The organism is Vibrio sp. 1-2 (7-a), assembly GCF_013048515.1.
Lineage (GTDB): Bacteria > Pseudomonadota > Gammaproteobacteria > Enterobacterales > Vibrionaceae > Vibrio > Vibrio diabolicus.
The window spans coordinates 1,374,333-1,391,091 of sequence record NZ_VHSQ01000001.1; the positions used below are offsets into that span (position 1 = coordinate 1,374,333).

Below are 16,759 nucleotides of genomic sequence, written 5' to 3' on the forward strand. Positions count from 1 at the left end.
TATCACTATTCGGAGTTAAAAATTCTTGTTCGATGATTAAAAGCACGTTCTAACCAGTCTCTAAGCTGGCCTAAGTTGTCCGAAGCAACCTCAATAACAATCCAGCCTAAAAGCTGCGCTTCGTTCATCTTCTCTCTGTCATTTGCAAAGCCAACGCCACGAGTATGACGCCCATTTGAATGAGTACCACCATGAACCTCCAAGGCAATCTTTAAGTCAGGCCAAGCGTAATCCATTCGCCATTTACGAGTCGGATGAAATAGAACTTCGGTTTGATATGGTGGCAAACCGGCAAGGCTGTGCTGAACACGTGCATGTAGCTTCTGGTAAGCCTTGCTAATGTCCTTTTGCTGTGTGGTCGGTGTTTTGGCTTGGCTTTCGAGAAAAGCCTTTCCTAAGTGTCTGACGGGAATATAAACGGTCATATCTATTTTTCATATGTAAACCTTATAGTACGAATAATAACAAAAAAGCCAGCACTAACGCTGGCTTTTTTAACTTAAGCATTTGTTCGAAAATAGATTTTTCACCCTTAAGCATTTTTCGTTTACGAACAATAAATATACCCATAAGAAGAATGGCAAAGTATTCCACGGCTATTAAGATGTAATTGAACGTTTCTCGACTCATCACTTCAGTGCTCATGTTAATACCTCCCGAACAAACAATTACTCTACATCTACATGGTTCATGCAGAACTCAATTAGATATTCCTGATCTTCTTGGTAAAACTGCAAAGAGTAGTCTGAGCGTTCAATGCATTTGAATTTGCTGTTCTCTTCCATATCTGGTGCGTAGAAGTCGTATTTCTTGTTTAGGAACGCTTTCACTCTTTCTTTGCTAGAGAAGTAATTAGTGTGCGTTGATAGCGGTTCACCTCGCTTAGTAGAAACGCGCACCACTTCATAGATAGTAATGCATTGGCGGCATTCTGGATGCTCACACTCAAACACTTCTAGACGGTTTTGCTTCCAAGCAAGAGCTTTGATTGCATTACCCTTAACGGTTTCCAATGCTTCACGCGCTTCGTTTTCTGAGCCCCAAGAACCACACCAGCAGTATGCAATATTTAAGCAATCTTGTTGGATTGGTGACGCCTCGTTGTAGAAGTCACAAACGGCCTTTGCAGTTGCCTCAACGCCAGATATAGAAAGGTTCATTTGTAGCTTGCCTGCTTGCGCCACCAGCTCTTTAAGATCAGCAATAGCAGCAGTAGCAAGTTTGATTTGTTTTTCTCTTAAGCTGGTCATTTTGGTCATCCTCGTGTCGAAAGACGCAATTTTGTTTGCATGTAAAATATAACCTCGACATTCTTGATTGTAAACAGACGAACACGAACGAAAACAATGTTTTTGGAAACGATAAATAAGGCCGCTATAACGACCATTAGGCAGAAAAAAGCCGCCTCAAAGGCGGCTTTTAATAATCAGTTTTATAAGAACCGGATACAGTAATCCACTAGGGTTTTCTGCAAATCTTGCTTATCACTAATCAAAACCATGGCGTAAACCGTATCTGTCACATCGTCGTATTGATACATAAGTTTGAACCCATCAAAACTAAACTGACGAAAGTGATACACGCCAAGCTCAGTTAGCTCATAACAAGCCGGATATATAGCCGGATTGCTCTCAACGTTCTGCTCGAACGTCTCAATCAAAGTTTCAATTCTCTCAACTACGCTTGTGACATCATTCCATTGTGAGTAGTAGTCAATACGTTCTTCTGCTGTATTAGCGAACGTTTCCGTATAAACAACATTGGCCATCTTATGACCACCTTATGATTTCTTGGCGGCCAATCTCTCCTTAAACGAACTCGATGACATTGTGCGACCTTGGGCTACGTCCTTGTTACTGATAGTAACAAGCTTCATCAAGGCTACTGCTTGATCGCGCTTTAGTCGTTCTTCGTACGATTCCACCACATAAATCGGCTTACCGTTTTGTGTGATCGTCATCGCTTCATCCAGTGGGAGATCGGCTGCATTTTTCTTTAAGTAGCTTACCGTCTCAGTACGCATTGCGGATATTCCTTGCATCGTTGTTTGAAAAGCATTTGTTTGCGTTACTAACTATACACCAAAACAGAAATCAGTCCAAATTTAAACCAAATTTAGCTTGGCCCAACCCGGATTGATCGATGAAGTGCTTTTATGCTTATTAAGCATAAAACACGGCTAATTGAAATAGCTTTTGCAATAGGAATTGCACACTCATTTTTACCCTATTACTGGTTATCACTGATGCTAATTAACTTCATTTGGATAGAAGCTTCCCTTACCTACAGTTATCCAAGGTAGTCGAAGTAAACTTTTTAAACTATCCGTCAGTTTGCAATCTGATATCTATCATCTCTCATTAGTCTATTGACTATCAATTGAACAATAATTGGAAAAATTGCATGATATGAGTATGGAAGGCCGATAAAGTCTAGATAGAAAGCGTTAGCGCTTCACATAGGAGTTAGAATGCAACTTTATCATTATGAACAGTATTATAAGTTCTACCTCGGTACAGAGGAGAAAAATGATATAAATGAAGAAAATGCCAAGAAAGGGTATGGAATACCAGCAGGTTCAACTGTTAAGAAACCACCATTGGAACAGTGCAATGCTGATGAAATTCCTATGTTTGAAAATGATGAGTGGAAAATAGTCAAAGATGATTTTTGGCGACCTACTGTAGAAAAAATTAATTATTATGCTGGACGAAAAATGGACACGTTCCAATATGTCGAGCCCAACGTGTATGATTTCATGAAATACCCAAATATACCTCAACTATGTAACACTGATTTAGTTGGCATGAGAATTCATCAATCTCTAATTATTATTAACAAAAAATTCCAGCGGTGCGTAGAAATGCATCGACTAATATTGCAAGGCGGTGGGAATAATACTGTTTTTTCGTCAGCTAAGGGGACAGCGACCTTTGACCCTTCAACGATACATGAGTTTAAGACTGAGATGGAATCAATTATCTTTATCATGCGTAGGGTATTGAACTCATTAGTGCAACTGACAGATCTTCTGGTGAATATTTCATCATTTGAAAAAACTAAAACCCTTAGTCATGAATCCATTGGTTCAGTACTTTCACCGAAAACAAAGAGCACACCCGTTAAGGACATCATTATGGGTAATGAAGAATATGAGCAGGACACAACAAATTTCCTAGAAATCTCAAATGATCTGTTCAATGGTTTCAAACATTCACTAATGCATGATGAGTCATTCAACCAAATTGGTGCTGAGTATCCTACATTTGTAGGTTTCCTTGTTAAATATGCAAATCATAAAAAAACTATACAGTACCATAATCACAACGCTTACCACCTTATGATGGGATTTCAGGATTGTATCGCTCGGATTTTACGCAACCAAGAAATCTATAGATATAGAACGGCAAAAAAAATTACCGCTTAACAAAGCGCTAAATAAGATTTGGTACGCGTGGCATTTTTACCATGCGTTGGTTTAAGTGATTAAGGTGGTATTCGGGAGCATCGTATTGCGTGCCTCACACCTTAATGCGGCGTTATATCGCTTATTCTAATATCGAGGAAAAAATGATAAACGAAAAATACGTTAAAGATTCGTTACTTAGATACAATTACTTCCCGCTACAGAAGAATAAAAATGAAGAATTACCTAGCATTTTTAATAGCGAACTATTAACGCCTGATATTGCTGACAAATTATGTGAAATCTCACTAAGAAGTGGCGGATATGACCACTGTAGCTACAATGCGACTCGTTTTAATAATGTTCATCGCAGTCTGGCAATTCCACACCCACTACCTTATTCCCATTTAGTTAAGGAAATTGCATCGAACTGGGATAAATTGCAGCACATCGAAAGTAACGAAAATAGTATAATCCGTCCGGTCGCACACCCTGATGGGCGCATCATCGTAATGACGTATGAGCAATCAAAGAAGAAAACTAAACGTTATCATCAATGCGCTAATGGAAAAAAGTTTATCGTTCATTCTGATATCGCGAGTTTTTACCCTAGTATTTATACTCATTCGATTCCGTGGGCGTTGATGGGCGTACAAAAAGCGAAGAAAAATCCAAAGGGTGGTTTTGCAAATCAGCTTGATAAAAACCAAAGGATGATGAAGCGTAACGAAACTACGGGCATTGCTATCGGTCCCGGCACATCAAACGTGGTTAGTGAAATAATCTTATTTGAGGTGGACAAATTACTTTCGAACAAAGGTTATGAGTTTTACCGTTTCATCGACGATTACACTGCATTTTGTAATACATATGAACAAGCCGAAAGTTTTGTGCGTGACCTGTCTGAGGCATTGTCTACCTATGGTTTACTGTTAAACATCAAGAAAACAGAAATCAAAAAGTTACCAAAACCAACATCTGCTGACTGGGTATCTGAGATCGGTTCAAGGCTTAGCCAACGGAAAAAAGTTAATGAATACTACTGCACTCGAATGCTCGATTATGCCGTTGAACTACAAGAAAAGAACCCTAGTGGAAGTATTTTAAAATACACGGTTAAGTCACTCGTGAATAAAGCTAACAACCAAGCTAAGTTAAGCTTATTGGAGTATGTATCAAATCTGACAATGCATTATCCAATTTTACTTCCTCTTTTGGCTAAGCTACTTCCATATGCTACAAAAAAACAAGGTGATAATTATTACCAGTCACTGATTTTCACCTTGAATGAATGCATAAAAAATAAAAACTCAGATGGTATGGTTTGGTGTTTGTTTTATATTCGCAAATATTACGATAGTAACGTGGGCAGTGAACTTGCAGTGCGCGTAATCGATACACAAGATTGCATGGCAATCCTGACTCTATACTTGTACGACTCCCATAAGGATAAGGTCGAAAAGTTCGCAAAAGATGTTTCAGCGAGAACTTTGTTTGATATTGACCAATATTGGATTCTTTTATATCAGCTTTACTTTGATAATCGCATTGATAATCCATACAAATCACATGAAAAATATTTAGACCTTGTGAATGGTAAAACAGAGCAAGTGATTAAAGATAGAGCGACAAACTTGTCTAATCATGACGCAAAAGCTTTTGATACATTGAAGCAAAATAAAGTAACTTTCATTGAACTTGGCTCCCTAAAACAGGAGGCAAAACCAAGGGTTACTTTGTTTAGTAGAGTAATGACCAAATTGTCGACCAAAATAGTACAAAAAGTCGAGGAATCAGCGGTATAACAACTGTTTAAGAGGGATTCGCAACGCTTGGCGCTTTCGCTTCGCTCAAGTATAGCCAAGCGCCGCTCACCTTAATACGGCGTTATACTCTCTCTCACTCCGTAAACTTTCCGTACAAATTGAATGTGCTTTAAGTTTGCACTATAATCTCTCAGGGTACGGAATATGTCCGTACGTAGGAGGGGTTATGGCAACAGCACGTTTAGATATCCGCCTTGATGAAGAGATCAAGGCAAAAGCCGAAAAAGCATCGGCTTTACTTGGTTTAAAAAGTCTCACTGAATATGTTGTGAGACTTATGGACGAAGATGCGACTCATGTTATTGAGGAGCATGAAAGTATTATGGTTAAAGGCAGTGTCTTTGACGAGTTTATGGCCGCGTGTAATAAAGCAAAAGCACCGAATCAAGCTTTGCTTGAAGCTGCCAAATTTACAGATGAGAGTGGCATTAAGTGAGTTGGGGTAAAGAGTTCGTCGAACTTAGTAAATCAAAGCATGACCGCAACTCATTTGACTGTGGTGAGCAAGAGCTGAACACATTTATCAAAACTCAAGCTGCAAAGCATATGCAAGCAGGCATTAGTCGAACAATGGTTTTACCTAGTGCTCAACCACTGTTAAATCAAAAATTCGCTATTTGCGCATTTTATAGTGTTGCACCGAGTTCAATCAGCCGAGAAACATTACCGGCACAACTAGCCAAAAAACTTCCTAGATATCCAATCCCTGTTTTTCTTTTGGCTCAATTAGCTGTGCACAAAGAGTTTCATGGCTCTGGACTCGGAAAGGTTAGTCTAATTCGTGCACTGAAGTATTTGTGGGAAGTGAATCATCACATGAGGGCATACGCAATTGTTGTGGACTGTCTGACAGATTCTGCTCAAGCGTTCTATACGAAGTTCGGCTTTGAAGTATTGTGTGAACATAATGGGCGTATTCGTATGTTTTTACCAATGAAAACGGTAGAACAGCTTTTTAATCAATAGGCTACGAATATAACAGCATTTAAGAGTGATTCCCAACGCTTAGCGTTTTCAGCTTCGCGTTGGGTTTTGTGCTTGCTGTGGTCTGGTTGAATTTTCATGGTAGCGTTGCTCACCACTTAGCAGAGAGTTATGTGTACTCGAAAGAAGGAGGCTTTCATGACTAATAAACATCGAGGTTCATGCCTTTGTGGTTGCGTAAAATATGAGATTTTAGGTGATTTCCAGTCTTTCTTCTTGTGTTACTGTACTCGCTGCCAAAAAGGCTCCGGCTCAGCACATGCTGCAAATTTGTTTGCTAAATCTAGTACTTTAACTTGGTTGCAGGGTGAAGATGATGTTAGTACCTATAAGTACCCGAAATCATTGCATGTAAAAAGTTTTTGTCAAAAATGTGGGTCAGCGCTCCCTACGTTCGCTGATAGTATTAACAGCGTAGTAGTTCCAGCTGGCAGCCTCGATAGTCCTATTCCAATTACGCCTACGGCAAAAATTTTCATGAGTAGTTGCGCTAGTTGGTCTATGAATTTACGCAATGTACTTAGTTATGAAAAGCTCCCTGACCAAGCTAAGATCTAAACACAAACTGTTTAATAATGACTCCCAACGATTGGCATTTTTCATTCCGTCGTTGGGTTTCGTGTTTATAGTGGTATGGTTACGTTGCTCCCCCTTCACGCGCCGTTATATTATTTAAAGGCCGTGGTAGAACGTCAATTTAAATTTCACATCGAAAGTCACTTCACTTGATGTCCAGTATTGATGCTTTCACGTAGTGAGGCCATCGCCTTACTAAGTCTACAGGGATAAAACAGCGTACACCTCAATACACACAGTATGTACGCTTTACATACTCATATTGTCACTTGCTCACACGCCAATAGACGTGGTTTTTACTGTATGCTCAACCTCGATGGCCGATATCACTATCGTTCCAACATAGAAAGTTTGTTTTCGATATCTTTGGCAATGACTTGCAGCTTGCTAGAAAGCCGTGATCGAATGATGCACATAAGAATCTGCTTATCTTTTTTGTACCAAGTGTAAAGCGTATTACGGCCTCGCCCTGACTCGTCCTCAAGGTCGGCAACTGTTAAACCAAACTGCTTTAAATACTCCGCTAGATCGTATCCCATAAGCTCACACCGTCTTTAGATGCTCATTACACTCTTTAATAACGTCCACCAGCTTATCTATCGTTAAGGAGCTGGCCGAACGCCCCTCAAATTCAGCAAATAGCTCATGCAACACCATGCATTTTTTTTTGCTGCTTTAGAAACTTTGCTTCGTCTAGCATTCGGGTAAGGCGCTTGATTGCCTCTTCCTTGCGAATAACCAACTGAACCGCGCTTAACTTAGGCGCACTCAAATAACCGATCACGGCACCTAAATCGCGCTCTAATTGCTTAATCTCGCTCACGCTCATCGGTTTTTGCCTCTTCTTCGATATATTCAGAATATAGTCTCGTTAAAGAACACAGTAAAATCCGCACGAAAATCACTACGAAGGTCGCAACCAAGCTCCATAACGTATTCGCAAGCTTCCGAGAATTTAGGGCAATCTGGATACATCAGAATGGTTTTCATTGAGTCGCAATTTAAGTCAAACCATAGGGCGTCAAGTTCCGATTGGTCGCTGTAGGCTAGTTGGACGTAAGCACTTGCAAATTCTGGATCATGAAAACCAAGTACGTCTTGGAAACAATGGTCGCTGCGTCAATGGTATTCACTACTTTCTCCTTAGCAGCCTTGTTTATTAGCTTCGCCTAATTTGGCTCCTTCCGGTGCAACTGCGTCCATAACAGTTATCTGGTCGGACTCTTCAAGCAACTTACTGAGTCGGGCTACTTCTTCTTGTAGTTCTTTGATTTGGTTTTCTTGTTGCTTGGTTCGGAGTAAGTAGTAATTCGAGTTAGCGATACCAAAAGAAATGTTTTCCATAACGATGCTCGATACATCCTCATGGTCATGTAGAAGAGCCAAGGCTTTAGCCGCTGCTAAGGAACAAAGCTCACTAACGCTAACAGGTTGCAACGTGTTGGCTTCCATCTGTTTCAGTAGTGCTCTTGATTTCGAAAGAATCCCCTCTGCTAGTAGCTGTTCTTGCGTTGACAGTACAATCTCGCGTGTCATAGCTGGATATTTCCTCGTTGTTCTCGTAGATAGTGACAGACTTGTACGAACCGACTAGCTTGGCTAGCCGGATCATAAACTCATCAAGGTTTAAGCGTTTCGCATCAGTGAATACGATTTGACGGGCTTGAAGTAATTCGGATCTTTTCTGCTCTGTCGTCTTTTGATTCGTCGCTTTCATTGTGGTGTTCAGAATCCTTGCATTGGCAATCTTCACAATCACACTCTGTAAGTTTCACGCTACTCAAATCCACACCTGCCATCTTTGCAAGAGCAATAGCCGTTACCTTTGGAAGAATTTGAGAAATGATCTCTTTTATCGCTTCGTTCAACTCTGAGCCGATGTAATCAGCGAGGTTATTGTTAATCGTAGGAAACTGCTCGTGTTTAATATCTAAATCTACTCGTTCATCATCCTGAATCTCTGGATTAACGGTTAAAGCAATCTTAAAGCCCTCTCCTTTCACGAACTCTTCAAGAAAATTCATTAATTCTGGTCGTGTTTTGCTGTTTAGCATTTCTTGGTCGGTCATTGGTTCATACCTATTTGTTGAATTAGCCACAAAGGGCTAAGAAGAAAGCCGCTTGTCATAAGCAGCGTTCCAATTAAAAAAATCATGGCCGATGCTTTGTTTGTTAACTTTTGATTCATAGAATCATAGAACGACAACACCGAAATCATAAAAAGAGCGTGACCAACAGAGAAGATCACGAATCCAAACAAAACAACACTCAAGCCTATTTTCCCCTGTGTTTTGTCTGGTAATACCTTGCGTCACTTTGTGTTACGCCATTGTGCCATAGCAACAATCTCTTTTGTTGGCGCTAGCTGGTGGCGACCAAATGGGATTTTGTTTTGTCGCATTATCTCGATGACTTTAGGAACTAAGTGAATACTTAGCCCTACTAGTCGGTAATGCTCAATTTGTGGAATTGCGCGATCTAGCTCAAACGCTAGGTACTCAACGACATCTTGCTCTGAGCAATGTCTATGGATAGAAAGGAGACGAATAGCTGCGTTAAATCCTATAGCCGCAATTTCATCTCTCGGTGAAATTTTGTTTTTGGTCATGTGAATCACATCTCGCAACATTCATTGAACATGAATAATTGTATTCGTTCGATAATTACACAAACAAACCTAAATATTGGAATTTATGTTTTCAAGAATGTTACGTTTCTTCGTATCTTCTCGCACCAACTCTTCAAAGCTCCATATTCCCGTAAGCTCTCCAATCTGATCGAGCGCTTCTAATGGCAATTTAGACCAAGCATATTCCACCAGTTCTAAGTCTGTACCAACCTTGTTGAAGAATAATTGCTTGCGACTACCTAGCGGATCGTGTCGTACTGGTTCGCCTTCTGGTATCGGGTTACAGCCAGTTGCGCCTCGATGGTGAACGGGACAAAGGCCATAACCAAAAAAGTGAGCTAGTGGCTTAACCGCACCTTTCTCACTCGAATGATGAAACTCAACGTATTCCAACGGTTCAGGCCAATCATTCGGGTGACCAAGCTTATCGCAAGCTATACAGCCACAACGTTGAATCACGGCCTGTACATAGATCTGTTCTGCCTTTGTTGGTTTGCGACCTTTCATTGCTCTTCTCCTGTTTTCTACGCACAAAAAAAGCGCTGCATTCACTGAATGCAACGCTCTAACTCAAAAGCGATACTCTAAATCGTCACTGTTAACGCCTCGGCTTGTTCTTTTAGATCTTCAATCATGGCTCTTGGATAGGAACCAAGCTCCTGAATGTTGATAGGCAGTAACGTATCTGCGTCAACTCTTAAGTGATCGGCTATCGCGGCCATTATTTTCTTAGTTGAGTAAGGCTTCATTCTCTGGTTTAAAGCGACTTGCTGATAGCCTGCTTTCGTAAACACGCTTTTTTCGCAGTAGTGATAAGTGATCAGATAGTAGGTTAATACTTGGTTCGGATTACTCATCTGATGCGTTCCCCTAAATAACTGCTAATGTCTCTTGGTATTTTTTGAATAGTTCTAAAACTCGCCCTTTGGCCGCAAATCGCCCTATCTGTCCGCCTGCGAACCACAAGCCGGTATCTGATAGTGAGAGAAGTTGAATTTCTTTCTTGAGCGCGGCTTTAAAGTCTTCAATGCGCACCATTTTAGTAACAATGGGGAACGTCCCGCTGTTCACTGTGATTGGTCTAGTTGGAATGTCATAAGCTTCCACTAGCTCTTTAGCCTTTTGATTGGATAACCCGTAGTGAATACCCAAACCGGAAACAATCGCATATCCAGCCGGAATAAAATTGCGTTCTAACTCGTCAATCCGTCTATGAGCGTCGTTGGCCGTCTCAATGGCCTGTTTGGTCTGCTTCTCCTGTTCTACTAGAGCCTTTGCTTGCTCAAGTAACCATTCCGCGCTTGTTTGAGGCTGTTCAGTCAATGAATATGAACCATGCTTTCGAATGTTTGGTAACACTTCGTGGGTGAGCCAACGCTGGAACGGCTTACCTTTTGGTGCTTGGCTGGAAAGAATCAAATCATACATACCAGCCTCGTTTATGACCGTAAGTCTTTGATTTAACTCTAACGTCGAGCAGCTCGACGGTGGGAATTTGGCCATTAACTGCTTTAGCGGCTTCTTGTCTTGTTCTGAAACATACCGATTAACCGCATCACGAGCGTTCACAAGGCCAAGCATTGCGCCGACCTCGTTCCCGATAAACCAAGGGTCGTTATCCATATCAATGATGACGGTCAGATCCCCAAAAATAGGTTTGTTGAATTTGGTTATGTTCATCGTTTCATTGCCCTTAGTTGGTCAATTCGGTTAGAAAACTCGTGTCGTTCTCCTGAACGTCGATACTCTTCTCGAACCTTATCAATTAAAGAAACTCGACTGTGTACTGGTAGCGCTTTTAGCTCTTCCTCTGCAAGTCTCAGACGCCCAGCTCGTTCTTTAGCGTCTGCGTCCCGTAGATACTTGATGAAAAGTTCTAACTCTCCACCAGCTCTTGCTCGTTTCAAATCCCAATCGCAATTTTGTGCTACCCATTTCTCGGCTCTCCCCATTGGTGCACGATTCAAAAATCGGTCATAGGCTTCGCGGTATTCCGCTTCGGTTCGTTGGTTAATCTGAGTCATCAGCTCACCAAGCGATGGAGGGAAACAGTTGCCGTTGGATAGTCGGTCAAAGCAGATCGCTAGTATCCGGTTAAGTTGCAAGTCATGCAGGGTCGAAAGGAAGTTTCCCCATGCCGTAGTAATCACCGCGCCATTCATCGTTACCCATTTCTTGCCATACATTTCCGTCAGCGTGTCCCATAGGGCTATTAATTTGGGATTCAAGCCATTGGCGCTGCTGTTGTACTCGTGCAAATTTGATTGCTGGTGATTGGTTTGGGTAAATCCGTAACCATTCAGGGAAGATTGACTGATCGGCATTCTCGCCATAACCGATTCCATTGATTTCAAGTTTCTGTCCATTGTCGATACCTCTTAGATTCGTATCGTTGAGCAATTCATCTGTCCAGCGTTCATATTTGATGTAACGTTCTGGATGTAAGCGATCAAAACCTTGCTGCCGCGCTGCATTGCGTCGTTTTACGTCTTCAGCGAGCGTTCGTGCAAACTCGTAAGGTTCAGCCTTTAGGCGCTTGATAGCTCGTTTAAATTCTTTGAATGCTTGAATCTTCCCTACCTTTCTCATTCCGGCAGTCCAGAAAATTTCAAACGCATCAGAAAGCAATTGGTCTGAATCGTCAGATTCGGACGAAGTATTTAGATCAGTATTTAGTTTAAGATCAGTATTTAGTAGTGTCGTATTAGCCGGATCTGGCTTTTCCGTAATACGGCTTTCACGGATTAGGCTTTTTGGATAGTCACTCACTTCGTACCAAGTTGAACCATCAGCCTCTTTGTGGCGAAGACAAAAACCACGCTCAATAAGTTCTTTTAATATTACGTAGACACCATCACGCCCCGTTTTCTTAGCGGTTCCTGTGGTTACTTTCTCTAAGTGGGACACTTTAACTTCCCAATCATCAGGTTTTGACAACAAGTAACTAAGCAATCCCATAGCTTGAAAACTCAAACAATGGTCTGCATAAACCTCGTTGCAAATCATTGTGAAGTTGTGGCTCGTACGTTTACGCTTGATCGTTGCGTTCTTATTAGGTTGTGCCATATAATTACCTCGTTACAGCACTAACATTTTGTGCAAACTTAACGGCCGCCGTCTTACACGGCGGTTTTTTTTACTTAAAATTCACTATTTGTTTGAATGTCTTTGTAGATAGAACTTGCGCGTTCAGCCTGTTCTTCTTCATCGTAATCGTCTTTAGGTTCGGTCAAACCACACTTTTCAACTAACGCTTGTCTGAGTGATTCAAGTTTCTCGACTGGCACTCCCAATGCATTGCTGAGTTCATCGACCTCTTTCCACCAGTTGAAACTGGTCGCGCTCAAAACGCAGTAAGCTCCTAACTCTTCAAGCGTCAAACCACGCTTAAAAATCATCGTTGGAACGACGGCCATGTTGTTTAGAACGAAAAAGCGATTTTCAGGAATGTTCATGATTACCTCTCAATGTGCTTTGGTTGAGCGTGGCGACACTGAGCTATTAGCGCCACAAGTGGGTGGCTGATAGGGAATAGCTCCCACGCTCACCAAAACACACTTTTAGGTTATCTACCGTTGAGTGTCGTTCAACATTCGATGACAAATATCATTGATCGAAAACCTATTAGTTGTCAAATAAAAAAATACAGACCAATAATCGACCAAAAAAAAGAATTGGTTTATACTTGGTGTGTGAATTTCACATGCATATACAAGCGAAACACTCATATAACAAACAGGGGGCATTATGTCTTTGTCCGTGCTTGCTCGAAACATCGAGCAGAGAAAAAGGGATTTGAACATAACCAAAAGCATCGACTTGGCAAAGAAATCAGGTGTCAGTCGGGCGGTATTAACCAACATCAAATTGAATCCAGAAAAAAGTATCATGCTTGATTCTGCAATCAGGCTAGCAGATGCCCTTGATTGCCGTCTTGAGTGGTTAGCGACTGGTGAAGGCTCACCAACAGCTGATGAATACAAAGAGCTTTCACGTATCGAACTAGGTGCACCATTAGTTACTTTGAATTCGTTCGTGGATGTAGAACCTGAAGACTTTCTAAAAACGGGTGTTCCCGAATACACTCAAAGATTTCCATGCCCAAGTGGAAACTCCAAAAGTCAATTCGTGATAAAAGTGAACGACCAAATCAAAAACTACCCTGCTGGTGGGTACTTTTACTTTGACACCGAGAAAACCCCAGTATCAGGCCAGCTTGTTGTCGCTAATACGGGTAACAACGTAGAGATAATGGAGTACCAGTCAGCTCATGGTAGGCAGTTTTTAAAGTCCGTGAATGAAGAGTTGCCAATTGAGTTACGCCTCGTGGAAATTACTGGTCAGAAATTAATTGGCACATTCGCTGCATATGCGATATTCTAATTTTTAGTAATAGATATCACCAAAAATCAGCTTTTAGAAAGACTCCCCTCGCTATGCGAGGGTTTTTTTTACCTAAAATCTCATCTTATAAGAAACGAAAACAATGATTTCAGTTTTACACATTCTCAATCACTTCCAAATTTTTCATCGATTAGATAATATTGGCATCGAACGGAAACATTAAGACAAAAATAAAACCGCCCATTTCTGAGCGGCTTTATTCACAAGGTATGACCAGACCATTTAATGGTATGACCGTGCTGAAGCGGCGACCAAACCGCTACAACGCAGTCATAGTATCACAAAAGACAAGTGAGTAAACATGACTATTGACGAAGCGAAAGTGACTGGCGAAGGAGCAGCCCAAAAAGACCCTCAAATGGAACGTGTGACTAACTTCCCTGAATTTATCGAGCATGTTGAAGCTGGCTCGATTGCTAAGGTTCTTGGTTTAGCCACATCCAACGTGGCACTGGCCGTCTCTAACTCCGGTAAAGCTGGCGAGATCATCTTAAAGCTAAAACTTTCACCAGCATCTAAAACCGACCCGTCGATTATGAATGTAACCACGGCGATCACGGTTAAAGAACCGAAAGTAAATTACGGCTCAAAAGTCGAAGACCTCAAATATGAAACTGTGGCATTTGCTGGCTTCGGTGGCAAGTTGACTTATGACCGCCCAGCCGTTGGCGTCCACAACCAGCTAGAAATACCGGCAGGTATTAACAAGCTAAGCGTTGGCAAATACTAGGGAGTAAAGAGAAATGTCATTTACTAAAGAATCAATTCAAGAACTTATAAATAAGGGTAGCGTTCCTGATTTTATTAAAGCGATTGAAGCTAAAAATACACTTTCACAACTGATTCTAGTGCCTGACAATTGTTCCTTAAAAGATTTGGAACCTTACCAAGAACACCGCAATAACTTGCGTGGCGAGTTTAATACAATCTCGATCATTGAGTTCGCGAAGTACGCAAAAGACCACCAGCTAGAAGGCTCAAAGACTTTTATTGATGCTGATTCAATGAAAGCTAAAACAATCTTTGACGTTGGTACAAACGATAAAGCTGGTCATCAAATTCACAAGGCTTCAGTGTCACTAAAACGCACTGCGCCATTTAAAGCGTTGCTAAACATCGACGGCGAACGCCTGGAACAATGCGATATGGCTGAGTTCTTGGAAGATTGGAAAGACTACGTTTCAGCGTTTGATTTCAACGGCGAACAAATTGAAATGTTTAAAGCAATTGCGGCTGTTCGTGAACTTGATTTTGAACACACTCGCGGCTCAAACCGACAAGTTAATGATTTCTCTCAATCACAAAGCGAATACGAACGTATTGCGACTAAAACTCGTGAAGATCTTGTGCTACCTACGGCATTTGTCTTCACTTGCGAACCATACTCTGGTTTAGGTGATTTCCGCTTTGAGTTACGACTATCAGTAATTCGAAACGAACTTTTAATCCTACGCATTAAACGCATGGAAGAACTTCAAGAGAAAATGGCTGAGAAGTTCCTTGAAGTCGTTAAAGAAGAGTTCGCAAACCAATCTGTAGTAATGCCGACTTACATCGGAACTTACTAATGAGTAATGGTTCCCTCACTCACGAGGGAACCAAATCAGATTAGTTTTATTCACAAGGTAGACTAATGACCGACCAAATCCAACCTGTAGATGTTGCTGTTAATCACCTTCTAAACATGGTTCAAAATCAACTTGGTAACGTCCTTTCTCTTGTTGAAACCCAAGCACAATTAGTTTCTGACTCTCTAAACTACGAAACTGATCAGTACAACGAACTAATTGATCGAATTGAAAAGGCTGAGTCTGAACGTGACACACTTGAACTAAAAGTTATTGAGCTGACCAAAGAAAACGAAGCAATTGAACTAGACCACCTAGACAAGCTCAACAAATTACGCAGCGAATTTAACTTACTAAAATCAAGAACGGCTGATCTTCCTGCAATAAGAGAAGAAGTTAAGCGTTACCGTGAAATGAATCCAGACGCTTTGAAGCAACGCCTAGCTAAATCACGCGCTACTGCTGACGAACGATTAAATACAATCAACCGCTTAAAGAAAGAATCAAGCGACTACCGCAAAGAAAATATTCGCTTGAAAAAGGAAGTTACTCAACTAAGCGAAGCAGCATTAGAAGCAACGCACCTATGCGAAGAGTACAAAGCTCGATTGCATTTCATTGATGGGGACGTAGAAAAGCCATACGTTGGCAAAGACGGTTTAGAGCTATTTATCTACCGTTATGGCTACCCTCTTGCATTCAAGCCACTGGTTAGAAACCTAAGCGTAATTCGTGACTTAAACTTCCATATTGAATTGCGTTCAAATTGGGCTATTTGTTGTGTGGTAAGTGTTTCTGACTGGCTGATTCCTCTTATTCCTACGGTACACGAGTTTGAAGGTCGTATTCCTACAGAGCTATATACAGACCTTCAAGAAATTTACACAAACGCTGCTGAAGTTAGCCACCAGCATCTAATTGCGCGTGTGGAACACTTCAAAGAAGTCACACTTGAATCTGTTTACGATGGCATAATCACCGATCGAGAATTAAAACTTCTGAACGATGCGAATTATTTCTCTGTTTACAGCGTCATGCACCCAACCGATGAGCAACTAGCAAAATCAGTTAAGGGCATTAGCGAAGCAAGTGCGTCAAGAATCCGAGCAGCAATTGACGAACAGATCGTTCAACCTTGGGAACGCGAGAACTGGACGAAAGAGCAAGTAAACGAGGTTCGTCGCAAGTGAGATACGGTGTGATTTATGCCGATCCGCCTTGGCAATTCAGCTCAAAAAGGACTAGCGGTTCAATGAAAAGCGGCGCTTCACAAAACCAATAAATAGTTGGGATGTATTCGCAACCAATCGGCACCAAGTTTAATTTTGATGAGTTTGGACTCACAAAACCATACTGAACGGAAATT

25 protein-coding genes are annotated in these 16,759 nt (G+C 41.3%); 9 read left to right on the forward strand and 16 right to left on the reverse strand.

What is annotated here, in order from left to right; all coding sequences use genetic code 11:
- Positions 1-5: 5 nt before the first annotated feature.
- The 5 genes from FKN08_RS06170 to FKN08_RS06190 all read right to left on the reverse strand — a co-directional run bounded on the left by FKN08_RS06170 (position 6) and on the right by FKN08_RS06190 (position 2,023).
- Entirely contained in the window at positions 6-425 is a 420-nt protein-coding gene (locus FKN08_RS06170) for a hypothetical protein (RefSeq protein ID WP_170891567.1), read from the reverse strand.
- A 22-nt stretch (positions 426-447) separates the two neighbouring features.
- Positions 448-645 carry a hypothetical protein gene (locus FKN08_RS06175; RefSeq protein WP_170891568.1) on the reverse strand — a complete coding sequence of 66 codons (198 nt, stop codon included), beginning with the start codon at positions 643-645 and terminating at the stop codon, positions 448-450.
- A 23-nt stretch (positions 646-668) separates the two neighbouring features.
- Positions 669-1,250 (reverse strand): hypothetical protein, encoded by a 582-nt coding sequence (locus tag FKN08_RS06180; protein WP_170891569.1) that lies wholly within the window; start codon positions 1,248-1,250, stop codon positions 669-671.
- 182 nt (positions 1,251-1,432) lie between these two features.
- A complete protein-coding gene (locus FKN08_RS06185; protein ID WP_170891570.1) occupies positions 1,433-1,768 on the reverse strand; it encodes a type II toxin-antitoxin system RelE/ParE family toxin in 336 nt (111 codons plus the stop codon).
- A gap of 12 nt (positions 1,769-1,780) precedes the next feature.
- A complete protein-coding gene (locus tag FKN08_RS06190; protein ID WP_170891571.1) occupies positions 1,781-2,023 on the reverse strand; it encodes a type II toxin-antitoxin system Phd/YefM family antitoxin in 243 nt (80 codons plus the stop codon).
- 447 nt (positions 2,024-2,470) lie between these two features.
- Between FKN08_RS06190 and FKN08_RS06195 the strand changes: the two genes are divergently transcribed.
- The 5 genes from FKN08_RS06195 (at position 2,471) to FKN08_RS06215 (ending at position 6,774) form a co-directional block, all read left to right on the forward strand.
- On the forward strand, positions 2,471-3,427 hold the full coding sequence (locus tag FKN08_RS06195; RefSeq protein WP_170891572.1) for a hypothetical protein: 957 nt from the start codon (positions 2,471-2,473) through the stop codon (positions 3,425-3,427).
- 143 nt (positions 3,428-3,570) lie between these two features.
- The gene (gene drt4 / locus FKN08_RS06200) at positions 3,571-5,211 is read left to right on the forward strand and encodes an antiviral reverse transcriptase Drt4 (protein ID WP_170891573.1); all 1,641 of its coding nucleotides are present in this window, start codon (positions 3,571-3,573) and stop codon (positions 5,209-5,211) included.
- Positions 5,212-5,398: 187 nt separating this feature from the next.
- Complete coding sequence (locus FKN08_RS06205) at positions 5,399-5,668, forward strand: DUF1778 domain-containing protein (RefSeq protein ID WP_225491940.1); 270 nt, start codon at positions 5,399-5,401, stop codon at positions 5,666-5,668.
- A complete protein-coding gene (locus FKN08_RS06210; protein ID WP_069545335.1) occupies positions 5,665-6,198 on the forward strand; it encodes a GNAT family N-acetyltransferase in 534 nt (177 codons plus the stop codon). The genes FKN08_RS06205 and FKN08_RS06210 overlap by 4 nt, the downstream gene beginning before the upstream one ends.
- Before the next feature lie 156 nt (positions 6,199-6,354).
- On the forward strand, positions 6,355-6,774 hold the full coding sequence (locus FKN08_RS06215; RefSeq protein WP_170891575.1) for a GFA family protein: 420 nt from the start codon (positions 6,355-6,357) through the stop codon (positions 6,772-6,774).
- Positions 6,775-7,121: 347 nt separating this feature from the next.
- On the opposite strand, the gene FKN08_RS06220 is transcribed toward FKN08_RS06215, so the two are convergent.
- The 11 genes from FKN08_RS06220 to FKN08_RS06270 form a co-directional block, all read right to left on the reverse strand.
- Positions 7,122-7,331, reverse strand: coding sequence for a hypothetical protein (locus tag FKN08_RS06220; RefSeq protein WP_020840915.1), 210 nt, complete (start codon positions 7,329-7,331; stop codon positions 7,122-7,124).
- 104 nt (positions 7,332-7,435) lie between these two features.
- On the reverse strand, positions 7,436-7,621 hold the full coding sequence (locus FKN08_RS06225; protein ID WP_170891576.1) for a hypothetical protein: 186 nt from the start codon (positions 7,619-7,621) through the stop codon (positions 7,436-7,438).
- A 314-nt stretch (positions 7,622-7,935) separates the two neighbouring features.
- On the reverse strand, positions 7,936-8,328 hold the full coding sequence (locus FKN08_RS06230; protein WP_170891577.1) for a hypothetical protein: 393 nt from the start codon (positions 8,326-8,328) through the stop codon (positions 7,936-7,938).
- A 104-nt stretch (positions 8,329-8,432) separates the two neighbouring features.
- Positions 8,433-8,861 (reverse strand): hypothetical protein, encoded by a 429-nt coding sequence (locus tag FKN08_RS06235; RefSeq protein WP_170891578.1) that lies wholly within the window; start codon positions 8,859-8,861, stop codon positions 8,433-8,435.
- A 242-nt stretch (positions 8,862-9,103) separates the two neighbouring features.
- On the reverse strand, positions 9,104-9,400 hold the full coding sequence (locus FKN08_RS06240) for a hypothetical protein (protein ID WP_170891579.1): 297 nt from the start codon (positions 9,398-9,400) through the stop codon (positions 9,104-9,106).
- Between the two features lie 69 nt (positions 9,401-9,469).
- Positions 9,470-9,928: a Ref family recombination enhancement nuclease gene (locus FKN08_RS06245; protein ID WP_170891580.1), complete on the reverse strand. Its 459-nt coding sequence runs from the start codon at positions 9,926-9,928 to the stop codon at positions 9,470-9,472.
- Between the two features lie 77 nt (positions 9,929-10,005).
- Positions 10,006-10,278 carry a hypothetical protein gene (locus tag FKN08_RS06250; protein ID WP_170891581.1) on the reverse strand — a complete coding sequence of 91 codons (273 nt, stop codon included), beginning with the start codon at positions 10,276-10,278 and terminating at the stop codon, positions 10,006-10,008.
- 13 nt (positions 10,279-10,291) lie between these two features.
- On the reverse strand, positions 10,292-11,101 hold the full coding sequence (locus tag FKN08_RS06255; RefSeq protein ID WP_170891582.1) for a BRO family protein: 810 nt from the start codon (positions 11,099-11,101) through the stop codon (positions 10,292-10,294).
- On the reverse strand, positions 11,098-11,607 hold the full coding sequence (locus FKN08_RS06260) for a hypothetical protein (protein WP_170891583.1): 510 nt from the start codon (positions 11,605-11,607) through the stop codon (positions 11,098-11,100). The genes FKN08_RS06255 and FKN08_RS06260 overlap by 4 nt, the downstream gene beginning before the upstream one ends.
- On the reverse strand, positions 11,528-12,487 hold the full coding sequence (locus FKN08_RS06265; protein WP_170891584.1) for a hypothetical protein: 960 nt from the start codon (positions 12,485-12,487) through the stop codon (positions 11,528-11,530). The genes FKN08_RS06260 and FKN08_RS06265 overlap by 80 nt, the downstream gene beginning before the upstream one ends.
- Positions 12,488-12,561: 74 nt before the next feature.
- The gene (locus FKN08_RS06270; RefSeq protein WP_170891585.1) at positions 12,562-12,876 is read right to left on the reverse strand and encodes a hypothetical protein; all 315 of its coding nucleotides are present in this window, start codon (positions 12,874-12,876) and stop codon (positions 12,562-12,564) included.
- A gap of 292 nt (positions 12,877-13,168) precedes the next feature.
- Here FKN08_RS06270 and FKN08_RS06275 point away from each other — a divergent pair, with 292 nt between their 5' ends.
- The 4 genes from FKN08_RS06275 (at position 13,169) to FKN08_RS06290 (ending at position 16,583) form a co-directional block, all read left to right on the forward strand.
- Positions 13,169-13,804: a helix-turn-helix transcriptional regulator gene (locus tag FKN08_RS06275; protein WP_212762628.1), complete on the forward strand. Its 636-nt coding sequence runs from the start codon at positions 13,169-13,171 to the stop codon at positions 13,802-13,804.
- Between the two features lie 322 nt (positions 13,805-14,126).
- Complete coding sequence (locus tag FKN08_RS06280) at positions 14,127-14,555, forward strand: hypothetical protein (RefSeq protein WP_249373360.1); 429 nt, start codon at positions 14,127-14,129, stop codon at positions 14,553-14,555.
- Positions 14,556-14,568: 13 nt separating this feature from the next.
- Positions 14,569-15,393, forward strand: a complete 825-nt coding sequence (locus FKN08_RS06285; RefSeq protein WP_170891586.1) for a DUF2303 family protein — start codon at positions 14,569-14,571, stop codon at positions 15,391-15,393.
- Positions 15,394-15,458: 65 nt separating this feature from the next.
- Positions 15,459-16,583 carry a hypothetical protein gene (locus tag FKN08_RS06290; RefSeq protein WP_170891587.1) on the forward strand — a complete coding sequence of 375 codons (1,125 nt, stop codon included), beginning with the start codon at positions 15,459-15,461 and terminating at the stop codon, positions 16,581-16,583.
- The last annotated feature ends 176 nt before the right edge of the window (positions 16,584-16,759 follow it).